This window comes from Pseudomonas sp. G1002 (assembly GCF_013385455.1).
Lineage (GTDB): Bacteria > Pseudomonadota > Gammaproteobacteria > Pseudomonadales > Pseudomonadaceae > Aquipseudomonas.
The window spans coordinates 137226-158807 of the sequence record NZ_JACAPY010000021.1 but is presented as its reverse complement, the minus strand read 5'-3'; the positions used below and the strand labels follow the sequence as shown (position 1 = coordinate 158807).

17 protein-coding genes are annotated in these 21582 nt (G+C 63.1%); 11 read left to right on the top strand and 6 right to left on the bottom strand.

All coding sequences use genetic code 11. The features are described from left to right. Positions 1–212: 212 nt before the first annotated feature. Both HX801_RS11555 and HX801_RS11550 read right to left on the bottom strand, forming a co-directional pair. Positions 213–1007 carry a class II aldolase/adducin family protein gene (locus HX801_RS11555; RefSeq protein ID WP_003211295.1) on the bottom strand — a complete coding sequence of 265 codons (795 nt, stop codon included), beginning with the start codon at positions 1005–1007 and terminating at the stop codon, positions 213–215. Positions 1008–1114: 107 nt separating this feature from the next. Next, positions 1115–2020 carry a LysR family transcriptional regulator gene (locus HX801_RS11550; protein WP_008434597.1) on the bottom strand — a complete coding sequence of 302 codons (906 nt, stop codon included), beginning with the start codon at positions 2018–2020 and terminating at the stop codon, positions 1115–1117. Between the two features lie 220 nt (positions 2021–2240). Here HX801_RS11550 and HX801_RS11545 point away from each other — a divergent pair, with 220 nt between their 5' ends. The 11 genes from HX801_RS11545 (at position 2241) to HX801_RS11495 (ending at position 17430) form a co-directional block, all read left to right on the top strand. Beyond that, the gene (locus HX801_RS11545; protein WP_008434600.1) at positions 2241–2864 is read left to right on the top strand and encodes a cysteine dioxygenase; all 624 of its coding nucleotides are present in this window, start codon (positions 2241–2243) and stop codon (positions 2862–2864) included. Then, on the top strand, positions 2861–4441 hold the full coding sequence (locus tag HX801_RS11540) for a rhodanese-related sulfurtransferase (RefSeq protein ID WP_102368807.1): 1581 nt from the start codon (positions 2861–2863) through the stop codon (positions 4439–4441). Before HX801_RS11545 ends, HX801_RS11540 begins: the two co-directional genes overlap by 4 nt. 102 nt (positions 4442–4543) lie before the next feature. Then, the gene (locus HX801_RS11535) at positions 4544–5500 is read left to right on the top strand and encodes an ABC transporter substrate-binding protein (RefSeq protein ID WP_177022120.1); all 957 of its coding nucleotides are present in this window, start codon (positions 4544–4546) and stop codon (positions 5498–5500) included. Positions 5501–5513: 13 nt separating this feature from the next. Continuing rightward, entirely contained in the window at positions 5514–6857 is a 1344-nt protein-coding gene (locus tag HX801_RS11530; RefSeq protein ID WP_008434605.1) for an LLM class flavin-dependent oxidoreductase, read from the top strand. 13 nt (positions 6858–6870) lie between these two features. Further along, a complete protein-coding gene (locus HX801_RS11525; RefSeq protein WP_003211303.1) occupies positions 6871–7875 on the top strand; it encodes an ABC transporter substrate-binding protein in 1005 nt (334 codons plus the stop codon). A 139-nt stretch (positions 7876–8014) separates the two neighbouring features. Beyond that, entirely contained in the window at positions 8015–9193 is a 1179-nt protein-coding gene (locus HX801_RS11520; protein ID WP_003211304.1) for an acyl-CoA dehydrogenase family protein, read from the top strand. Beyond that, positions 9190–10149: a D-isomer specific 2-hydroxyacid dehydrogenase family protein gene (locus HX801_RS11515; protein WP_177022119.1), complete on the top strand. Its 960-nt coding sequence runs from the start codon at positions 9190–9192 to the stop codon at positions 10147–10149. The genes HX801_RS11520 and HX801_RS11515 overlap by 4 nt, the downstream gene beginning before the upstream one ends. Before the next feature lie 309 nt (positions 10150–10458). Next, positions 10459–12579 carry a TonB-dependent receptor gene (locus tag HX801_RS11510; protein ID WP_087694856.1) on the top strand — a complete coding sequence of 707 codons (2121 nt, stop codon included), beginning with the start codon at positions 10459–10461 and terminating at the stop codon, positions 12577–12579. Between the two features lie 26 nt (positions 12580–12605). Then, complete coding sequence (locus HX801_RS11505) at positions 12606–14180, top strand: FAD-dependent oxidoreductase (RefSeq protein ID WP_008434613.1); 1575 nt, start codon at positions 12606–12608, stop codon at positions 14178–14180. 25 nt (positions 14181–14205) lie between these two features. Then, a complete protein-coding gene (locus tag HX801_RS11500) occupies positions 14206–14697 on the top strand; it encodes a RidA family protein (protein ID WP_003211308.1) in 492 nt (163 codons plus the stop codon). Between the two features lie 36 nt (positions 14698–14733). Next, entirely contained in the window at positions 14734–17430 is a 2697-nt protein-coding gene (locus HX801_RS11495; RefSeq protein WP_256344247.1) for a TonB-dependent siderophore receptor, read from the top strand. A 1-nt stretch (position 17431) separates the two neighbouring features. Here the strand turns inward: HX801_RS11495 and HX801_RS11490 are convergent, their stop codons facing one another. The 4 genes from HX801_RS11490 to HX801_RS11475 all read right to left on the bottom strand — a co-directional run bounded on the left by HX801_RS11490 (position 17432) and on the right by HX801_RS11475 (position 21569). Next, positions 17432–18319 (bottom strand): LysR family transcriptional regulator, encoded by an 888-nt coding sequence (locus HX801_RS11490; protein ID WP_177022118.1) that lies wholly within the window; start codon positions 18317–18319, stop codon positions 17432–17434. Between the two features lie 182 nt (positions 18320–18501). After that, positions 18502–19125, bottom strand: a complete 624-nt coding sequence (ycaC, locus tag HX801_RS11485) for an isochorismate family cysteine hydrolase YcaC (protein WP_161635723.1) — start codon at positions 19123–19125, stop codon at positions 18502–18504. An 18-nt stretch (positions 19126–19143) separates the two neighbouring features. Continuing rightward, positions 19144–20982, bottom strand: coding sequence for an amidohydrolase (locus tag HX801_RS11480; protein ID WP_003207313.1), 1839 nt, complete (start codon positions 20980–20982; stop codon positions 19144–19146). Further along, the gene (locus HX801_RS11475) at positions 20979–21569 is read right to left on the bottom strand and encodes an antibiotic biosynthesis monooxygenase (RefSeq protein WP_177019914.1); all 591 of its coding nucleotides are present in this window, start codon (positions 21567–21569) and stop codon (positions 20979–20981) included. The genes HX801_RS11480 and HX801_RS11475 overlap by 4 nt, the downstream gene beginning before the upstream one ends. Between the last annotated feature and the right edge of the window lie 13 nt (positions 21570–21582).

The window sequence follows — 21582 nt, the reverse complement described above, 5'->3', positions numbered from 1 at the left end:
GGCCAGGGATGGCCCATGACGGCGGCCCACGGTCCAAAGCCGGAGTGAGGGCACTCCGAGCCTAGGCGAGGTGCCGAGTGGTGGGGCAAGAGCGTTTTGCTTACTTTTGCGCTGTTCAAAAGTGAGCCGCTGTAAGAGCGGAACCATAAGTGGCCGTTACCTAAATAACGGATATACACCCACAACCAAGCGTAAATACCAAACCCACAACGTCAAAGTTTGTAATCAGTATCCGTACGCTCCAATTGCCGAATCAACGCATTCCAGTGCCGCGCCACCCCCGGCCCATCCCCGCTCTTGAACACTTCTGCCTGCTTCTCCACCTTGGCCACCACCTCCGCCGGCGGAAAGATCAACTCGGCATTCCCCCCCGCCTGCGCCGCAATCTGGATATTGCACGCCCGCTCCAGCCCCTGCAGCTGCTGGAACGCATGCTCCACACTCACCCCCGCCGTCAGCAATCCATGGTTGCGCAAGATCATCACACTCTTGTCCCCCAGGTCCGCCACCAACCGCTCACGCTCATCCAGGTCAAGGGCCACACCTTCATACCCGTGGTACGCAACGCGCCCGGAAAACCCGATGGAATGCTGGGAGATCGGCAACAACCCGTCCTTCTGCGCCGACACCGCAATACCGTCGCGCGTATGCGTATGCAGCACGGCCTGCAAATCGTGGCGAGCCGCATGGATCGCGCTGTGGATCACATAGCCCGCATAGTTGATCCCCAGGCCCGTAGGGTCATCGACAATCGTGCCGTCGATATCCACCTTGACCAGATTCGAAGCGCTGATCTCATCGAACAACAACCCGTAGGCATTGATCAGGAAATGCTCCTCAGGCCCCGGCACCCGGGCGGAGAAGTGCGTGTAGATGTGGTCGGTCCACTTGTACAAGGCCGCCAGCCGATAGGCCGCCGCAAGTTTAACGCGCACCTCCCACTCTTCCGGGGTAACCCGCTGGCGGACGTTGTTCGAGACACTGGAGATCGAGGTGACGCTGCTCATGGCAAAACTTCCTGGATGGCCTTAAGGACTTCCAGGCAAGCCTAGGGGATGACCAAAAATAATAAAAAGCACATTTTAATCTAAGCTAATTATTATTTTTTTTCATATCACGCCGCATTGCGCACCTTGTGCAACGACGCCGCCACCAGCTTGCCAAACGCGTCCACCGGCCCTTGCAGGTTGCCCAGGAAATGCGGGTAGATCAGCCACAGGTCCATCACCGGCTTGAAGTCCTTCAGTGGCATGGCCGCCAGTTGATCGCGATGGGCGCTGCGCTCCAGCAGCGGGCGTGGCACCAGGCCGAGGCCCAGGCCGTCAGCCACCAGGCCCAGTTGCAGCTCGGTGCCGAAGGTCTCCAGGTTGACCCGCAACGCCAGGCCCTGGTCCGACAGGGTGCGTTGCAACCCGGCACGGAAACCGCAGCCATCCGGGTTCAGGATCCAGCCATTCTGGTACACGTCCGCCAGCTTGCAGGGCTTCTTCGGCAGTTGGGCCTTGGCACACACCACCACCAGTTCCATCTTGCCGATGGACTCGCCGACGATGTTGTCCGGGAAGATTTTGCCCGCCGGAAACAGCGCCGCCGCCGCGTCCAGTTCGCCGCGCTCGATCTTGCCCACCAGTTGGCTGCCCCAGCCGGTAGCCACCTGGGCCCGCAGCTCGGGGAATTCACTGCGCAGGTGCTTGAGGGCGTCCAGCAACACCACGTCGCCAATGGTCTGCGGCACCCCCAGGCGGAGCAGGCCGGTGGGCGGCGCGTCGGTGGCCACCAGTTCACGCAGGGCGTCCATTTCCCGAAGGATCGAACGGCACTGTTCATACACCCGCGTACCGATCAAAGTAGGCTTGAGCGGCTTGGTGTTGCGGTCGAACAACTCCACCCCCAGCGCCTGCTCGAAGTTCTGCACGCGACGGGTAATGGCCGGCTGGGTCAGTTGCAGCGACTCGGCGGCATGGCTGATGGACTGGCAACGAATCACTTCGACAAAGGCATCGATATCGTCAATTTTCATTTGGGCCGCACATAGAGAACAGTCATTAAGATGTGTGAAAAGCATAGTTCCATAAACGGTGGCTGGATAGCCCAACCCCCGGATCGATAACGTCTAACGCTATTCAAACCGGTTCTAAATTACTTTCCGCTATAACCTAATCATTAAAAAATAGCATATTAACTATAAACATTATGCTTAGATAAACCCATCACCACGAACCACCCACGATGGAATTGTCATGACCCAGGCCCGACACCCGGAGAGACTCAGAGCATTCATTGGCGCCCTGGCGGAATTGATCGACGGCAACCCTCGCGAAGGCGACCTGCTGCACCGCGGCGGCAAGCTGCTGGCGCAACTGGTCAGCCACGATGACTGGCTGCCGGACGAGTTTGCCCAACCCGACCCCGAGCGTTATCAGCAATTCCTGCTGCACGCCGATTCGCGCCAGCGCTTCAGCATCGTCAGCTTTGTGTGGGGGCCGGGGCAGACCACGCCGATCCATGACCATCGCGTGTGGGGGCTGATCGGCATGCTGCGCGGTTCCGAGTATTCCCAGGGCTTTGAGCGTAACGCCGAGGGCGCACTGGTCGCCGACGGCAAGCGCATCCAGCTGGAACCCGGCCAGGTGGAAGCCGTGTCGCCGAAGATCGGTGACATCCATCAAGTCAGCAATGCCTTCAGTGACCAGGTGTCCATCAGCATTCATGTGTATGGCGCCAACATCGGTGCGGTGCGCCGCGCCGTGTACCAGCCGGACGGCAGCGAGAAACTGTTTATCTCCGGTTATTCCAACGCTTTTCTCCCGAACATCTGGGATTTGTCCAAAGACGCCCTGTCCAAAGAGAGCCCTGCCCCATGACTGTATCGAACCGCAGCTTCGCCCAGATTCGCCAGGCCCTGCTGGACCGTGAAGAAGTCGCCCTTGTGGATGTGCGCGAGGAAGCGCCTTTCGCCGAATCCCACCCGCTGTTCGCCGCGAATATCCCGCTGTCAAAACTGGAACTGGAAGTGTATTCACGCATCCCACGCCGGGATACCCAGGTGACGGTGTACGACAACGGTGAAGGCCTGGCACAGATCGCCGCCCAGCGCTTGCAGGCGCTCGGCTATACCGAGGTCAGCCTGCTGGAAGGCGGCCTGGACGGTTGGCGCAGCGCCGGTGGCGAGCTGTTTATCGACGTCAACGTGCCAAGCAAATCCTTTGGCGAGCTGGTGGAAAGCCAGCGCCACACACCGTCGCTGGCGGCTGAAGAAGTGCAGGCGTTGCTCGACAGCAACGCCGACGTGGTGGTGCTCGACGCCCGCCGCTTCGATGAATACCAGACCATGAGCATTCCCACCGGCATCAGCGTGCCCGGCGCCGAACTGGTGCTGCGCGCCCGTGAGCTGGCACCGGATCCGGCCACGCGCATTATCGTCAACTGCGCCGGGCGTACCCGCAGCATCATCGGCACCCAGTCGCTGATCAATGCCGGCATCGCCAACCCGGTGTCTGCCCTGCGCAACGGCACCATCGGCTGGACCCTGGCCGGGCAGAAGCTGCAACACGGCCAGGCTCGACGCTTCGCGCCGACCTCGGAAGAACACCGCCAGATCGCCGCCAGGGACGCCCGCCAAGTCGCCGACAAGGCCCGCGTAGGCCGCGCCACCCTCGCCGACCTGCAACGCTGGCAGCAGGAAGCGGCGCGCACCACTTACCTGTTCGACGTACGCACCCCGGAAGAATTCGAAGCCGGCCACCTGCCCGGCTCGCGCTCCACACCGGGCGGCCAACTGGTGCAGGAAACCGATCACGTCGCCAGCGTACGCGGCGCCCGACTGGTACTGGTGGATGACGACGGCGTGCGGGCCAATATGTCTGCGTCCTGGCTCGCACAACTGGGTTGGGAAGTGCATGTGCTGGATGACCTGCAACCTGCGCACTTCAGCGAACCGGGGGCCTGGGTTGCCCCCGTCCCGGCGCCGCAACAGGCCGAGTTGATCAGCCCGCACACCCTCGCCGAATGGCAGGCTCATGGCGACACCGCAGTACTGGATTTCACCGCCAGCGCCAACTACGTCAAGCGCCACATTCCCGGTGCCTGGTGGGCGTTGCGCGGGCAGTTGCCCGAAGCCTTGCGCAAGGTGCCTGCTGCCGAACGCTACGTGTTGACCTGTGGCAGCAGCCAGCTGGCGCGCCTCGCGGTAGCGCAAGTCGAAGCGCTGACCGGCAAGCCCGTGTTCCTGCTGCAGGACGGCACTGCCAGCTGGATCGCCGCGCAACTGCCGCTGGAGGAAGGCGAGACCCGCCTCGCTTCACCGCGCATCGACCGCTACCGCCGCCCGTACGAAGGCACCGACAATCCGAAGGAAGCCATGCAGGCCTACCTCGACTGGGAGTTCGGCCTGGTGGACCAGCTGGCCCGCGACGGCACCCACGGGTTTTATGTGATCTGAACACCCCCAGGAGCGAGCCCGCTCGCTCCTCTTCCCACTACCAGCCGACCCCTTCTCCAGGCGGAGGCGACTGAACGCAAGACCTAGCCTGGAGCCCGCCTGATGCGCTTTACCCTTGCCCTTTTACTGGCCGCCCTCACCCTGGGTGCGACTTGCCAGGCCGCCGACCTGCAGCCCCTGCGAGTGGCCAACCAGAAATCCACCATCAAGGCGCTGCTGGAAGTCGCCGGCGAAACCCGGGATGTGCCCTACGAAATCCAGTGGTCCGAGTTCCCCGCCGCCGCACCGCTGGGCGAAGCCCTCAACGCCGGGGCCGTGGACATCGGCGCGCTGGGGGACGCGCCCTACGTGTTCGCCCTCGGTGCCGGAGCACCGCTGAAGGTGGTGAGCATCATCCACGCCGAAGGCCGCAACACCACCGCGCTGATTGTTCCGAAAGATTCCCCGATCCACGATCTTGCCGACATCAAGGGCAAGCGCATCGTCACCACCCGCGGCTCCATCGGGCACTTCCTGGCGATCAAGGCGCTGCGCAGCGCCGGCCTTTCCACCCACGACGTGCAGTTCATCTTCCTGCTGCCCAGCGAGTCACGGCTGGTGCTGGATAACGGCACCGCCGATGCCTGGTCGACCTGGGACCCCTACACCACCGTGGTCACCAGCCAGAGCCAGGCAAGGGTCCTTGCCAGCGGCAACAACCTGCTGAGCAATCACCTGTACCTCGCCGCCACCAGCAAGGCGATTGCCGACAAGCGCGTGCAGCTGGACGACTTCGTGGCCCGGGTCGACCGCGCCTACCGCTGGAGCAACGATCACCCGCAGGCGTTCGCCGCCGCCATGGCCAAAATCACCGGCTTGCCGCTGGAGGTGCACGTAGCCGTGGCCAACGCCACCCATATGCAACCGGTGGCGATTGACGACTCGGTGATCAGCGGCCTGCAAACCACCGCCGACATCTATCAGGACGAAGGCCTGCTGACCAAGCACATCGACGTCTCCCAAGGCTTCGACAAAAGCTTCAACGCCAAACGTGCCCCGCTTACCCAGGCTTCCCGCTAAAAGGAGAGAGAACATGAGCAAACGCCAACTGAAACTCGGTGCCATGGTGCACGGCGTCGGTCACGGCTGGGGCGAATGGCGCCACCCGCAGGCGCAACCCAATGCCAGCGTCAACTTCGGGTTCTACAAGCATCAGACGCAACTGGCCGAAGGCGCGAAGTTCGACTTCGTGTTCATCGCCGACAGCCTGCATATCCATGAAAAATCCAGCCCGCACTACCTCAACCGTTTTGAGCCGCTGACCATTCTTTCGGCCCTGGCGGCCCTGACCTCGAACATCGGCCTGGTGGCGACCGTCACCGTGAGCTACACCGAACCGTTCCAGGTGGCACGCCAGTTCGCCTCCCTGGACCACATCAGCGGCGGCCGCGCCGGCTGGAACGTGGTGACTTCGTGGCTCAGCGGCACCGCCGACAACTTCGGCAAGGCCGAGCACCCGCCCCACGCCGTGCGCTACCGCATCGCCAGGGAGCATGTGAATGTGGTCAAGGGCCTGTGGGATTCCTGGGAAGACGATGCCTTTGCGTACAACAAGCAAAGCGGCGAATTTTTCACCCCTGGCAAGCTGCATGCACTGGAACACAAAGGCGAGTTTTTCTCGGTCAAGGGCCCGCTGAATATCGCCCGCTCGCGCCAGGGCCAGCCGGTGATTTTCCAGGCGGGCACTTCCGAGGACGGGCGCAATTTTGCCGCCGAAAACAGCGACGCGATTTTTGTCCATGCCGAGACCTTCGACGAAGCCAAGGCCTACGCCCAGGACTTGAAGAAACGCGCCCGCAGTTTTGGCCGTGATGCTGATCAGTTGTCGATCCTGCCGGGCATCCGGCCGATTGTTGGCCGCGACGAAGCCGAGGTGGAAAGCCGCTATCAGCAAGCTGTGGAGCTGGTGACCGTCGAGGACGCAATCGTCGCCCTGGGCCGCCCGTTCAACGACCACGATTTCAGCAAGTACCCGCTGGACGAACCCTTCCCGGAACTCGGCGACCTGGGCTCCAACAGCCAGAAAGGCGGCTCCGACCGCATCAAGCAACTGGCCCGCGATGAACGCCTGACCCTGCGGGAAGTGGCCCTGCGGTTCTCCCGGCCCAAGCGCGATTTTGTCGGTACCCCGGAGCAGGTCGCCGACGCGATCCAGACCTGGTTCGAAGCCGGCGCGGCCGACGGCTTCATCATCAATTCACTGCTGCCGGACGGCTTGCAGTACTTCACCGAGCTGGTAGTGCCGGTGCTGCAACAACGCGGGCTGTTGCGCAGCGAATACAGCGGCGCCACCCTGCGGGAAAACCTTGGCCTGGACGTGCCGGCGAACCGCTACAGCACCCCGTTCGAAACTCAACCAACGCAGATCGCCATCTGACCAGGGCACGACCATGACGAACACGATCAAACACGGACAGTTCAATCGTCGCGGCTTCCTGGGTGCCAGTTCGATTGCCCTTGGCGCGCTGGGCCTCGCCTCGCTGGTGCCCCGGGCTTTCGCTGCACCTGCGAAGCTCTCGGACCTGACCCTGGCCGTCGCCACCTACCGTGGCCAGGACTCGTACTTCACCGACGACGCCGGCACTTCCAACACGCCCTATAAAGTCGACTACGCCGAGTTCGCCGGCGGCAACCTGATCGTCGAAGCGCTGGCCTCCGGCAGCCTGGACATTGGCGGCATGAGCGAGATCCCGCCGATCTTCTCGATCCAGAGCCACCGCGAGCCGAAGCTGATTGCGGTGTTGCAAGGTGACGTGAATAACCAGGTGATCCTGATTCCCAAGGAGTCGAAAATTGAATCCATCGCCCAGTTGAAAGGCAAGCGTGTGGGCTATGTGCGCTCCACCACCTCGCACTACTTCTTGATCAAGGCCTTGAAGGAGCAAGGGCTGACCTTCAACGACATCACCCCCGTGGCACTCACGCCACAGGACGGTTTCAGCGCGTTCCAGAGTGGCCAGCTGGACGCCTGGGTGATCTATGGGGTGTTTATCCAGCTGGCGAAATTCCGCAGCGGCGCCCGGGTATTGAAAACCGCCCTCGGCTACCTCTCCGGCAACTACCTGATCGGCGCCCGCCCCGCTGCCCTGGAAGACCCGCTGCGCAAACAGGCGATCCAGGATTACTTGCAGCGCCAGGCGCGCACGCTGGAATGGATGAACAACAACCCTGAGCCGTGGGCTGAAAAATCGGCGAAGTTGCTCGGTGTGGACAAGGCAGTGTTCCTCGACGTGTACAACAACCGCAGCCAGCCCTACAGCGTGATCGAGGTGAACGACCAGGCCATCGCTTCGCAGCAGGAAGTGGCGGACCTGTTCTTCAATGCCGGGGTATTGAACGAGCGGCTGGATGTCAGCCCGTTGTGGGATCGGCAGTTCAAGTTGCTGCCGATATAACCCGCCTTCGAAAACGCCGAATAACCCATGTGGGAGCGGGCTTGCTCGCGAAAGCGGTGGATCAGCCAACGGATGTGCAACCTGACACACCGCTTTCGCGAGCAAGCCCGCTCCCACATTTTGAACGAGTACACCCATCATGAGCCTTTCTTCTCAACCGTCACTGCGCTCCGTGGAAGTGGCCAATTTCGAAGCCTTGCTGGAACGCCTCAGCGCCCAGCTCGCCGCCACTGCACACATCGTTGATGAAAGCGGCACCTTCCCCCACGACAACTTCAAGCTGCTGCACGAACACGGCCTTGTCGCCCTGACCGTGCCCAAGGCCCTCGGCGGTGGCGGTGCCAACCTGAGCCAGGCGCGCAAGGCCATCAGCGCGATTGCCAAGGGCGAGCCGTCCACCGCGTTGATCCTGGTGATGCAGTACCTGCAACACACGCGCCTGCAAGACAGCAAAACCTGGCCGCCCGCCCTGCGCACCCAGGTCGCCGAAGACGCTGTGCGCAATGGGGCGCTGATCAATGCCCTGCGCGTCGAACCCGATCTCGGCACCCCGGCCCGTGGCGGCCTGCCCGCGACCATCGCCCGGCGTACCGCCGCCGGCTGGCGCATCAGCGGGCGCAAGATCTACTCCACCGGCAGCCATGGCCTGAGCTGGTTCAGCGTGTGGGCCCGCAGCAGCGATGAAGACCCGTTGGTAGGCGCCTGGCTGGTGCCCAGGGACAGCCCCGGCATCAGCATCATCGACACCTGGGACCACCTCGGCATGCGCGCCACCTGCAGCCATGAAGTGGTGTTCGACAACGTGCTGGTGCCGCTGGACCACGCGGTCAGCGTCAGCCCCTGGAGCGCACCGCAGGCGGAACTGGACGGTGACGGGTTCCTGTGGATGTCGGTACTGCTCTCATCGGTGTACGACGCCGTGGCCCAGGCCGCGCGCGACTGGCTGGTGGACTGGCTGGAACAACGCAAGCCGTCCAACCTCGGCGCCGCGCTGTCGACCTTGCCGCGCTTTCAGGAGACCGTCGGGCATATCGACACTCTGCTGTTTGCCAACCGCAGCCTGCTGGACGCCGCCGCCGACGGGCACACCCCGGCAGCCCACGCCGCACAGATCAAATACCTGGTGACCGGCAACGCGATCCGTGCCGTCGAGTTGGCCATCGAGGCGTCCGGCAATCCCGGCCTGTCCCGACACAGCCCACTGCAGCGGCATTACCGCGACGTGCTGTGCAGCCGCGTGCATACCCCGCAGAACGACGCGGTGCTGCAAGGCGTCGGCAAGGCCGTCTTCGCTCAACGACACAAGGAACGCCCATGAGCCAGGTGATTATCGCCAGCCAGCTGGACGAAGATTTCAATCAAGTCATCCGCCAGCGCCTGGCCCTCACGCACCCCGGTGCCGAGGTGATCAGTGTCCCGGCCGGTGTGCCCAGCGACTTGCCGGCCCAGGCCAATATCCTGCTGGCCCGGCCGATCAATGTGCGCGGCTACACCGCGCCGGACACACCGCCACCGGGTTGGCCGTACGGCGTGCAGTGGATCCAGGTGGTGTCGTCGGGCATCGACTTCTATCCCAGGTGGCTGTTCAACGGGCCGCCGGTGAGCACCTCACGGGGCAGCGCCGCCGAAAACCTCGCCGAGTTCGCCCTCGCGGCAATCTTCGCGGCGGCCAAGCATTTGCCGGATATCTGGGTAAAGGATGCCCAATGGCAGTTCACCCCGTTGCGCCCGCTCAAGGGCACCACCCTGGGGATTCTCGGGTTTGGCGCGATTGGACGCAGCCTGGCGCAGAAGGCTCATGGGTTGGGGATCAAGGTGGTGGCATTACGCCAAACTGACACGCCGTTTGACGTGGAGGGTGTGGAAGCGGCGCGGGATATCCATGACCTGTTTGCTCGTTCCGATCACCTGGTGCTGGCAGCGCCGCTGACCGAGGCCACACGGCATATCGTCGATCGGGAGGCGCTGGCGAATGCCAAGCCAGGGTTGCATCTGATCAATATTGCCCGGGGAGGATTGGTGGATCATGAGGCGCTGCTGGAGGCGCTGGACAGCGGCCATATCGGGCTGGCTTCGCTGGATGTGACCGAGCCCGAGCCATTGCCGGACGGGCATGCGTTGTATGGGCATCCGAGGGTCAGGGTGTCGCCGCATACGTCAGCGATTTCGACCAATAGCCGGCATGATATTGCGGACAGTTTCCTGAGCAATCTGGAAAGGTATCTGAGTGATCGGCCGCTGGAAAACCTCGCTGATACCCAACGCGGTTACTAAGCCAAACAGAAATCAAAATGTGGGAGCGGGCTTGCTCGCGAATGCGGTGTTTCAGTCACTATCAATGTTGACTGAGCGACCGCATTCGCGAGCAAGCCCGTTCCCACCTTTGTTTTTTGTCGGCTGAAAAATATCATCAGCCTTACGCATCACATTCAAACAAATACATACCTGTTTTTTATAATTAACTTATAACTAATCGGACTTTTACGCCCGGCATTTATACAAATACTGTTACATCCAGTACCGACCCCTGACCAGGTGGAGGCCCAATTTTGCCTAAACCGTCAACCACCTCAGGGGTCCATCATGAGTCCTACCGCCGTACCCAATCGCCTGGCACTGGCCATCTCCCTCGCCCTGTTCGGCCTCGCCGTTCACGCCGACGACACCGCCCTGCCGGTGGTCAATGTCACCGCCGAGCACCGCAGCGAAGACCTGCAAAAAACCCCGCTGGCGATTTCCGCGTTTGATGAAAAGGCCCTGGAAGACAAGCAGATCAACAGCGTGCGCGACCTCTCGGGCCAGGTGCCGAACCTGACACTCAGCCGCCAGTCGATCTCCTACAGCGCGCAGACCTACGGCATTCGCGGTATCGGTGAAACCGACCCGATCCAGGAAGCCGCCGTCGCCGTGTATGCCGATGACCTGTACATCCCGCGTGCGATTTCGTCGATGCTCGACTTCAACGATGTGGAGCGTGTCGAAGTGCTGCGCGGGCCCCAGGGCACCCTGTACGGGCGCAACAGCAGCGCCGGTGCGATCCGCGTGATCACCCGCGATCCGACCCAGGAAACCCGTGGTTTTGTAGAGCTGGGCGCCGGCAACTACGACGCGCAGAACGCACGCCTGCTGATCAGCGGCCCGCTGGTGGACAACGCGCTGTTCGGCAGTTTCTCGGCGATCCGCCTGAGCCGCGACGGCACCGTCTCCGACCCCACCCGGGGCAAGGATGTAAACAACGTCGACATCCAGTCCTACCGCGGCAAGCTGCGCTACAAGCCGGTGGATTCGCCGTGGGATGTGCAACTGACCCTGGCCGGTACCTTCGACCGGGGCGACACCACCAGCTACACGCCTTTCGACGCCAACGGGCATTTCGACAAATTCAAGAGCTACAGCAGCCTCGACCCGAAAAACCGCCTGGACCAGGGCAGCTCGGTACTGCGGGCGATTTACGCGATCAATGACAACCTGAACTTCAAATCGGTGACCGCCTACTCGGCGTTCCACCAACCGGTGGACTACGACAACTCAGGGCAAGCCGCGCTGATCCAGAACAACCTGATCCTGTACAAGCAGAACTATGCGACCCAGGAGTTCCAGCTCAACGGCGACTACGACGATTTCAGCTTCAGCACCGGGGTCTACCTGTACCGCGAGAAGTTCGACGCCGACCGCGACAACCTTACCTATTCCATCGCCCGCAATCGGGTGATCGGCCAGGGCCAATACAGCACCACCAACACCGAAAGCTATGCGCTGTATGGCCAGGGCACCTACAAGCTGACGCAACAACTGTCGCTGATCGCCGGCCTGCGCTTTACTCGCGAGCACAAGAATTTCGACTTCACCAACTACGCGATCAACACCGACCGGCAAATCACCGGCACCAACTTCACCGCCGAGTCGAGCAAATCCTGGCAGTCCACCAGCCCGAAGATCGGCTTCGAATACGCCTGGACCCCGCACCTGAACCAATACGCCTACGTCGCCAAGGGTTTCAAGGCCGGTGGCTACGACAACCGCGCCCCCACCCAGGCCGCCGCCGAACAGGCGTTCTCCCCGGAAGACGTGACCACCTGGGAAACCGGGGTCAAGGGCGACTTCTTCGACCAGCGCCTGCGGGCCAACGTCGCGCTGTTCTACAACGACTACAAAGACCTGCAAACCAACGCCTATGACCCGGCGCTGGGGGTGAGCCTGCGCACCAACGTCGGCCGTGCCCACACCTACGGCGTAGAACTGGAAACCCTCACCGCCCTGAGCCGCGACCTGCAACTGACCGCCAACGTCGGCTACCTGCAAAGCAAGTACGACGACTTCCAGAACGCCAGCGGTGCCGGGGTGGATGCCAACGGCAAGCAACTGGTGTTCTCGCCACGCTGGAATGCAAGCGTTGGCCTGAACTACACCATCCCGGCCGGGCTGCCGGGTACCTGGCTGGCGGGCACCGATGCGCAGTTCCAGACCAAGTCCTACGCCAACGCATTGAACGACGACATCCAGGAAATCCCGCAACAGACCTTCTGGAACGCCAACACCCGCTACATCAGCGGCGACGGCCACTGGACCACCACCCTGGCAGTGAAAAACCTGCTGGACCGCGCCTACCCGCAGTCGGTGGGCTACGTGCCCTCCAGCGGCGCCCGCTACTACTCGGTCAACGACCCGCGAACCCTGTTGCTGACCGTGCGCTACGACCTCTGACAAACCGCTATCTCAAGGAGCGAATCATGGCTTTTACCCGCAGGGAACTGATTTCCCGTATTGCCGCCGTGGGCGGTTATTCCGCCGCTGTCAGCGCATTGGGCGCGCTGGGGCTGACGCCTCAGGCGGTGGCATCGAGCTTTACCCCGCTGCAATTGGGCAGCACCGGCAAAGGCAAGCAGGTGGTGGTGGTCGGCGCCGGGATCTCCGGGCTGGTCAGCGCCTATGAGCTGCGCAAGGCCGGGTTCAACGTGACGATCCTGGAAGCCCGCGACCGGGTGGGTGGACGCAACTGGACCCTGCGCCGAGGCACCAAGGTCGATTTCGACGACGGCGTCAGCCAGACCGTCGACTTTGATGACGGGCAGTTTTTCAACGCCGGCCCCGCGCGTATTCCCAGCCACCACCAGACGATCCTCGGCTACTGCCGCGAGCTGGGTGTGGAGCTGCAAGTACTGGTGAACAGCAGCCGCAACGCCCTGGCCCGGCCGGATACGCAACAGCCGGCCTTCCAGTTGCGCCAGGCGGTCAACGACACCCGTGGCCAGCTCTCGGAACTGCTGGCCCGCACGGTCAGCCGCAAGGCGTTGGACCAGGACCTGAGCGTGGATGACCGCAAGGCGCTGCTGAGTTTCCTCAAGGTGTACGGCGACCTCAACGGCGACCTGCAATACAAGGGTTCGGTGCGCTCCGGCTACACCCGCGTGCCCGGCGCCGGCGACCAGACCGGCGTGACCCGCGCGCCGCTGGAGCTGCAGACCCTGCTCAATCCCAAGCTGTGGGGCGCACTGGTGTTCGATGAAATCCCGGAGTTTTCCTCCACCATGTTCCAGCCGGTGGGCGGCATGGACCGCATTCCGTATGCCTTCTACGAGCATCTGAAAGATGCGGTGCGCTTCAACGCCGAAGTCAGCGATATCCAGACCTCGGAGCAAGGCAGCCGGATCACCTACCGCGACCGCATCAGCGGCAAGACCCAGGTGCTGAGTGCCGACTACGCGATTGTCACCGTGCCCTTGCCGCTGCTGGCCAAGCTGCCAACCAACTTCACGGCACCCTTCAAGCAGGCGATCCAGACCGCGCAAAGCGACCAGGCCAACAAGGTGGCCTGGCAGGCGCCGCGCTTCTGGGAAACCGACTTCAACATCTACGGCGGCCTGTCGTACCTCGACCATGAAGTCAAAGGCCTGTGGTACCCCAGCGACCGCCTCAACAGCGCCCAGGGGATTCTGGTGGCGGCCTACAACACCAGTGAATCGGCCCAGGCCTTCAGCCAGAAATCCCTGGCCGAACAGTTCGCCTCCTCACGCCAGGCGGTGGAGCTGTTGCACCCCGGCCACAGCGCCAAGTTGCAAAAACCGGTGGCGATCAACTGGTCGAAAGTCAGCTACAGCAAGGGCCCGTGGATCGTCAACGACGAGGTCGGCGAAAGCGCCTACCGCCTGCTCAACGAGCCCCAGGGCCGCACGTACCTGGCCAGCGACGCCCTCGCCCACGGCGGCGTCGGCATCTGGCAGAACAGCGCCGCCGATTCGGCGCGGCGCATCGTCTCGCTGATCGGCCGGCATGCCGAACGCCAGCAACCGGGCGTCGCCGCCTGACTTTTCTCTCTCAAGGAATGAACCGATGAAGACGCTTTTTGCAGGACTGCTGATGACCGCCACCACCCTTGCCGCCCACGCCGATGAGATCAAGCGCGTGCCGCTGCCGAACTCGAATTTCCCGATCTCATTGGCGGTGTCGGTGCCGCCGCAGACCGAGCTGCTGTTTGTGAGTGGGTTGCTGGCCGACCTGCATGACCCCAAGGCGCCGAAAGACTCGTTTGCCGCCTATGGCGACACGGCCATCCAGACCACGTCGATCCTCAACAAGCTCAAGGGTGTGCTGCAAGGCCAGGGCCTGGATTTGGGAGATGTGGTGCAGCTGCGGATATTCCTGGTGGGCGATCCAGCCAAGGGCGGCAAGCTCGACTTTGCCGGGTTGCAGGAAGGCTACACGCCGTTTTTCGGCAGTGCCGAGCAGCCGAAAAAACCGGCGCGCACCGCGGTGCAAGTCGTCGCGTTGCCATTGCCCGGCGGGCTGGTAGAAATCGAAGCGGTTGCCGCGCGCAAACGCTGACAGGGACATCACTCGAGACCAAGGAGCTCCACTCTCATGCGAAAATTCAACTGGCTGACGGCACCTTTGTGGCGAGGGAGCTTGCTCCCGCTGGGGCGCGCAGCGGCCCTGAAGCCTGACTCCGCAATTTCCTCGGAAGACCGTATTGGGGCTGCTACGCAGCCCAGCGGGAGCAAGCTCCCTCGCCACAGCAAGCTTCCTCACCACAGCAAGCTCCCTGGCCACAGCAAGCCTACTCGCCACAGCAAGCTCGCTCACCGTAAAAGGCTACATCGGTACAATCATCTGAAACTCCTGCCGCTCTCGCTGGCGTGCGGCCTGGCGTCCTTCGGCGTCGAATCTGCCGAAGACCGCTCCCCCACCCTCGACACCGTGGTGGTCACCGGCAACCGTGGCGCCGAACAACGCACCGTCACCACCAGCCCCACGCCGATTGATGTGATCAGCGGCGAACAGCTGCGGGCCGTGGGCAAGCCGAGTTTGCTCGAAGCGTTGGGCAAGCTCATCCCCTCGTTCAACCTGCCCGACCGCGCCGGCTGGGATGCCAGCGGCGTGGTGCGTTCGGCCACCTTGCGCGGCCTCACCGCCTCTCACGTACTGGTGCTGGTCAACGGCAAACGCCGGCATACCAGCGCCACCCTGAACATCAACGGCATCAACAGCGGCGCGGCCCCCAGCGACCTCGACCTGATCCCGGTGGCTGCCATCGACCATGTGGAGGTGCTGCGCGACGGTGCAGCGGCGCAATACGGCTCGGATGCGATTTCCGGGGTGATCAACATCATCCTCAAGCAGACCACCGGCGGCAGTTCCGACACCACCCTGGGGCAGAACTACGACGGCAAGCGCGGCACCGGCCAGGAGGCGCTGAACTATGGCTTCCAGGTGGGTGAAGCCGGGGTGCTCAACGTGTCCCTCGACACCCGCTACCAGGAGCGCGACAACAAGGCCGGCAGCAACGGCTACAGCAGCCATTACTACCCGCTGGCGGACGGTTCCCCCGACCCGCGCGAAGCCACCTCCAGCCACCATACCTACAAAGGCTACGGCTCGCCCCGCAGCCAGTTGGGCGATGTGGCGTACAACCTCGACCTGCCGCTGAACGACAACCTGACGCTGTACTCGTTTTCCACCCTGGCCACCCGGGAGAACAACGACGGCCAGAACTTCCGCCTGCCCAACGGCCGCAACACCATCACCACCGGGCCCAATGGATACCCCGATGGCTACAGCCCGTACTGGCTGGTCAACGAGACGGACTTCCAATCGGCTTTCGGCGCCAAGGGCAACGACCTTGGCGGCGGCTGGGGTTGGGACCTGAGCAGCACCTACGGGCGCAACTACGCCAAGCAGCGCACCTACGACAACCAGAACCCGTCCCTGGGCGAAAGCACACCGAACAAGTTCACCTCCGGGATCTACATCGCCGACCAGCTCACCACCAACCTCGACCTGAAAAACACCTACGAGATCGGCCTGGCCAAGCCGCTGGACGTGGCGTTCGGCCTGGAGCACCGGCGCGAGAGCTACGAGACCCGCGCCGGCTCCGAGGCTTCCTATATCGATGGCGGCTACGTGTTCCCGGCAGGCCATCCGCGTGCCGGGCAGCGTCCCGATCCGGGGGCCCAGGTCACCAACGGCATCCGTCCGGAAGACGCGCAGAAGGTCAGCCGCAACAGCGTCGCCAGCTATGTCGACCTCGGGTTCTACCCCTCCGAGCAGTGGTACATCGGCGTGGCCGGACGCTACGAACATTACAACGAAGGCGTCGGCGGTACCCGCAGCGGCAAGCTCAGCACGCGGTATGCGTTCAACCCGGTGTTCGCCCTGCGCGGCACCGTGAGCAACGGCTTTCGCGCACCGTCCCTGGCCAACGAGATCTTCACCGCACGCTCCACCGGGTTCGACACCATCAATGGCGTGTACCAGTCGTATAACTACGTGATCCTGCCGGTGGATTCCGCCGGCGCCCAGGCATTGGGTGCCAAGTCACTGAAGCCGGAGCGCTCGACCAACTTCAGCCTCGGTTTCGCCGTGACCCCAAGCGATGACTTGAGCCTCACGGTGGACGGCTACGTGATCAACCTGCGGGACCGCCTGGTGCTCAGCGAACGCTTCCAGGGCCCGGGCATTGCCTCCCTGCTGGACAGCATCGGCGTACCGGCCACGGCGGGCGCGCAGTACTTCACCAACGGCGCCAACACCCGCACCTCCGGGGTGGACGTGGTGGGCAACTACCGGCAGAACCTCGACCGCTACGGCTCGGTGAAATGGACGGCGGCGCTGAACTACAACCACACGCAGATCCTCAGCGTCAACGACACCCCGGCGCAGCTCGCCGCCCTGGGCAACTTCCAGTTGATGGGTCGCCAGTCACGGGCACTGATCACCAAGACCTCACCCAGCAGCAAGATGATCTTCTCCGCCGACTGGGCGATCCACGACTTCGACGTCAACCTGCGCCTGACTCGCTACGGCACCTACACCGAGGTCAACAGCTCCAGCGACGCGAGCCTGGACCGCACGTATTCGGCCAAGTGGATCACTGACCTCGACGTGGCCTACGCGATCAGCAAACAGCTGACGGTGGCCGTAGGTGCGCAGAACCTGTTCGACAAATACCCGGATCACATCGGCGTGAAGAACTCGTCGTTCGGCGATAACTGGGGCAGCTATTCGCCGTTCGGGTTTACCGGCGGGTATTACTACAGCCGGGTGCAGTACGCGTTCTGATTCAACAACCGCCAGCCAGGCGTTCACGCAGGAACTCGATCAACGCCTGCACCGGGCGCGAGCTCTGGCGGTGCTGGGGGTAAACGGCGGAAAGGGTCAGGGGTTCGGGCGCGCAGTCTTCCAGCAGCGTCACCAGGCGGCCGTCCTGCAAGGCTTGGGCAACGATAAAATGGGGTAGATAGGTGATGCCCAACCCGGCCACGGCGGCATCCCGCAGCAGCTCACCGTTGTTGACCCGCATGCGCCCGCTGACGTTGCGGGTGTGGGGTTTGCTATCGACCTTGAAGTGCCATTGCACCTGGCGACCATGGCCGTAAGGCAGGCATGCGTGATCGGCCAGGTCATCGGGCCTCTGCGGCGTGCCGTGGCGGGCCAGGTAGTCGGGACTGGCGCAATAGACGCGCTGCACACTGGCGATGCGTCGGGCGATCAGGGTCGAATCCTCGAGGGTGCCGATGCGCAGCACCAGGTCGTAGCCCTCGCTGATGAGGTCTACCGGGCGGTCGCTGAGGTCCACTTCCACGGTGACATGAGGGTGGCGTTGCAGGAACAGCGGCAACAGGCAACCCAGGTGCGCCATGGCAAACGACAACGGCGCGCTCAGGCGAATGGTGCCTCGGGGCTCGGTGTTTTGCCCGGCGATGCCCTGCTCCACTTGCTCGACTTCACTGAGCAGGCGCAGGGCGGATTCGTAGTAACTCTGGCCCAGCGGCGTGACGTCCAGGCGGCGGGTGGAGCGGTTGAGCAGGCGTACGCCGAGGCGCTCTTCCAGCTGGATCAGGCGGCGGCTGACAAACTGCTTGGACAGGCCAAGATGCTCGGCGGCAGCGGTGAAACTGCCGGATTCCATGACCTGGCAAAACAGGCGCATGTCTTCGAAGGGGTTCATTGTCGCTTCTCGGTGGACGCTGGGCTGTTTTATAGCCGGTCAGTCGCCACACCACAAATCAAAATGTGGGAGCGGGCTTGCTCGCGAAGGCGGTGGGTCAGTCGGTACATGTATTGACTGGCACACCGCCTTCGCGAGCAAGCCCGCTCCCACATTGGATTACCTGCATATCAGAGAGCGGTTTATTTGGCCGTCAGCGCCGAGTAGCTGTTCATCAAATTGCGATAGTTGGGAATACGCGGCGACAGCAGATTCGCCAGGCCTTCCATGTCGTTGCGCCAGTCCACCTGCAGCTCGCAGGCCACCGAGAACCAGTTCACCAGCTGTGCACCGGCCGCCGTCATGCGTGCCCACGCCGCCTGTTGCACGGTCTCATTGAAGGTGCCCGAAGCATCGGTGACCACAAACACTTCAAACCCTTCAGCCAGGGCCGACAGCGTCGGGAAGGTCACGCACACGTCGGTCACCACACCGGCAATGATCAGTTGCTTGCGGCCGGTGGCTTTCACTGCCTTGACGAAATCTTCGTTGTCCCATGCGTTGATCTGGCCAGGGCGCGGGATGTACGGCGCGTCCGGGAACAGTTCTTTCAGCTCCGGCACCATCGGGCCATTGGGGCCGCTTTCGAAACTGGTGGTGAGGATAGTCGGCAGCTTGAAGAACTTGGCCAGGTCCGCCAGGGCCAGCACGTTGTTCTTGAATTCGTTGGGCGAGAAGTCCTGCACCAGGGAAATCAGGCCGGTCTGGTGATCCACCAGCAGGACCACGGCGTCATCTTTGTTCAGGCGTTTGTAAGTCATGGGAATACTCCTTTGAGGCTAGATTCAGAAGGCAAAACACGAGCAGCCAAACGCGCCCCAGAAACCCTGGAAGTCGCTGACCGGCACGTTCGAGAGACGCGCCCGTTCATGGCTATGGGCATGCACGCCACAGGGGCCGCTGCACTGGTGCACCTGGGCTTGCAGCGCTGAGGCCGGGCGCCAGTGGCCCGGTACCTTGACCACCGGCGACCAGTCCGGCAGTACCGGCACGCTGGGTGGTGCGAAATCTTCAAAGTCGCCGGCGCCGTACACCACCTTGCCGCCGACCACGGTGAGTACCGATTCGATCCACTTGATGGCTTCCTCGTCGACACTGAAGAAGTCCGCCGACAGTGCCGCCACGTCCGCCAATTGGCCGACCTTGATCTGGCCCTTCTTGCCCTGCTCGGAGGAGAACCAGGCGCTGCCGTGGGTGAACAGTTCCAGGGCCGTCAGCCGGGGCAGCCCCTCGGCGTGCAGTTCCAGCCCGCCGACGGTGCGGCCGCTGACCATCCAGTACAGCGAGGTCCAGGGGTTGTAGCTCGACACCCGGGTGGCGTCGGTGCCAGCGCCCACCGGCACGCCTTCGGCGAGCATGCGTTTGATCGGCGGCGTGGCCTCGGCGGCCTTGGCGCCGTAGCGCTCCACAAAGTACTCACCCTGGAACGCCATGCGGTCCTGGATCGCGATGCCGCCGCCCAGCGCCCGCACGCGCTCGATGTTCTGCGGGGTGATGGTTTCGGCGTGGTCGAAGAACCATGGCAAGCCGTTGAACGGGATGTCGCGGTTGACCTTCTCGAACACGTCGAGCATCCGCGAGATCGACTCGTTGTAGGTGGCGTGCAGGCGGAACGGCCAGCGCTGTTCCACCAGGTGGCGCACCACCGGCTCCAGTTCCTGCTCCATGGTCAGCGGCAGGTCCGGGCGTGGCTCGAGGAAGTCTTCGAAGTCGGCCGCCGAGAACACCAGCATTTCGCCGGCGCCGTTGTGGCGCAGATAGTCGTCGCCCTGATGCAGGGTCACGCTGCCGGTCCAGTTCTTGAAGTCGCTGAGTTCTTCCTTGGGCTTCTGGGTGAACAGGTTGTACGCGATGCGCACGGTCAGTTGCTGGTCCTTGGCCAACTGTTCGATCACCGCGTAATCGTCGGGATAGTTCTGGAAACCACCGCCGGCGTCGATGGCGCTGGTCAGCCCCAGGCGGTTGAGTTCGCGCATGAACTGGCGGGTGGAATTCACCTGGTATTCCAGGGGCAGTTTCGGGCCCTTGGCCAGGGTCGCGTAGAGAATCATCGCGTTGGGCCGCGCCACCAGCATGCCGGTGGGGTTGCCGTTATGGTCGCGCACGATCTCGCCGCCGGGCGGGTTCGGTGTGTCCTTGGTGTAGCCAGCCACGCGCAGGGCGGCGCGGTTGAGCAAGGCCCGGTCATACAGGTGCAACACGAACACCGGCGTATCGGGGGCGGCCTGGTTGAGCTCGTCGAGGGTGGGCATGCGTTTTTCGGCGAACTGGAATTCGTTCCAGCCGCCCACCACCCTCACCCACTGCGGCGTGGGCGTGCGGTCAGCCTGATCCTTGAGCATGCGCAGGGCATCGGCCAGGGACGGCACGCCTTCCCAGCGCAGTTCAAGGTTGTAGTTCAGGCCGCCACGGATCAGGTGCAGGTGCGAGTCGTTGAGGCCAGGGATGACGGTGCGACCCTTGAGGTCGATGACCTGGGTACCACTGCCGCGAAGGGCCATGGCTTCGCCGTCGGTGCCCACCGCGACGAAGCGTCCCTGGTGGATCGCAACTGCCGTGGCGCGGGGATTTTCACGGTCCACGGTGTGGAACTGGCCATTGAACAGAATCAGGTCGGCGTTCATAGGGTTTCCTTTACAGAGGCTTCAAGCCAGGGCGCGAACAGGCGGGTGGCCGCCGGCATCAGCAGGTAAACCACCAGTAAAACGATGGTCAGGGTGACCAGGAAGGTGGCGACGATGTAGTTGGACAGGAACGGGTGCAGCCGCAGTACCGGGCCCCAGATGATCGGCACCAGCAACGTCAGCGGCAGGATCACCAGCAGCGTGACCACTGCCTGTTTCCAGCGCGGCGGCTTGGCGGCAGCATCGGCCAGGGGCGAGAACCAGAACTCGTTGACCGCGCCGACTTCGGTCTGGTCGCCGTCGGCCAGCATCGGTGCGGCTTGGTTGATCAGCTCCAGGCGCTGCGGCGAATCGAGCCAGCGCTCCAGGTCTTCGGTGGAGCGGTAACGCAGCACGCAGGTGAATAGCGCCAACCCGCCCTGTTTACTGCGCACCACATCGACGCCGAGGTGCCCGGGACGCTCACCGGCAATACGCACGATGCGTCGCAGCCAGGCTTCGTAGTCGGCTTCAAGCCCGGGTTTTATGCGGTGCTTGACCACCAGGGTCACGACCTCGTCCGGCCCGCCTTGTGCTGTTGAGTCCATCGTGCCCTTCCCC

What these genes read in the sequence shown, in the direction of transcription:
- HX801_RS11555 (WP_003211295.1), bottom strand. Translation starts at nt 1,007, where the DNA reads ATGAGCAGCGTCACCTCGATCTCCAGTGTCTCGAACAACGTCCGCCAG.
- HX801_RS11550 (WP_008434597.1), bottom strand. Translation starts at nt 2,020, where the DNA reads ATGAAAATTGACGATATCGATGCCTTTGTCGAAGTGATTCGTTGCCAG.
- HX801_RS11545 (WP_008434600.1), top strand. Translation starts at nt 2,241, where the DNA reads ATGACCCAGGCCCGACACCCGGAGAGACTCAGAGCATTCATTGGCGCC.
- HX801_RS11540 (WP_102368807.1), top strand. Translation starts at nt 2,861, where the DNA reads ATGACTGTATCGAACCGCAGCTTCGCCCAGATTCGCCAGGCCCTGCTG.
- HX801_RS11535 (WP_177022120.1), top strand. Translation starts at nt 4,544, where the DNA reads ATGCGCTTTACCCTTGCCCTTTTACTGGCCGCCCTCACCCTGGGTGCG.
- HX801_RS11530 (WP_008434605.1), top strand. Translation starts at nt 5,514, where the DNA reads ATGAGCAAACGCCAACTGAAACTCGGTGCCATGGTGCACGGCGTCGGT.
- HX801_RS11525 (WP_003211303.1), top strand. Translation starts at nt 6,871, where the DNA reads ATGACGAACACGATCAAACACGGACAGTTCAATCGTCGCGGCTTCCTG.
- HX801_RS11520 (WP_003211304.1), top strand. Translation starts at nt 8,015, where the DNA reads ATGAGCCTTTCTTCTCAACCGTCACTGCGCTCCGTGGAAGTGGCCAAT.
- HX801_RS11515 (WP_177022119.1), top strand. Translation starts at nt 9,190, where the DNA reads ATGAGCCAGGTGATTATCGCCAGCCAGCTGGACGAAGATTTCAATCAA.
- HX801_RS11510 (WP_087694856.1), top strand. Translation starts at nt 10,459, where the DNA reads ATGAGTCCTACCGCCGTACCCAATCGCCTGGCACTGGCCATCTCCCTC.
- HX801_RS11505 (WP_008434613.1), top strand. Translation starts at nt 12,606, where the DNA reads ATGGCTTTTACCCGCAGGGAACTGATTTCCCGTATTGCCGCCGTGGGC.
- HX801_RS11500 (WP_003211308.1), top strand. Translation starts at nt 14,206, where the DNA reads ATGAAGACGCTTTTTGCAGGACTGCTGATGACCGCCACCACCCTTGCC.
- HX801_RS11495 (WP_256344247.1), top strand. Translation starts at nt 14,734, where the DNA reads ATGCGAAAATTCAACTGGCTGACGGCACCTTTGTGGCGAGGGAGCTTG.
- HX801_RS11490 (WP_177022118.1), bottom strand. Translation starts at nt 18,319, where the DNA reads ATGAACCCCTTCGAAGACATGCGCCTGTTTTGCCAGGTCATGGAATCC.
- HX801_RS11480 (WP_003207313.1), bottom strand. Translation starts at nt 20,982, where the DNA reads ATGAACGCCGACCTGATTCTGTTCAATGGCCAGTTCCACACCGTGGAC.
- HX801_RS11475 (WP_177019914.1), bottom strand. Translation starts at nt 21,569, where the DNA reads ATGGACTCAACAGCACAAGGCGGGCCGGACGAGGTCGTGACCCTGGTG.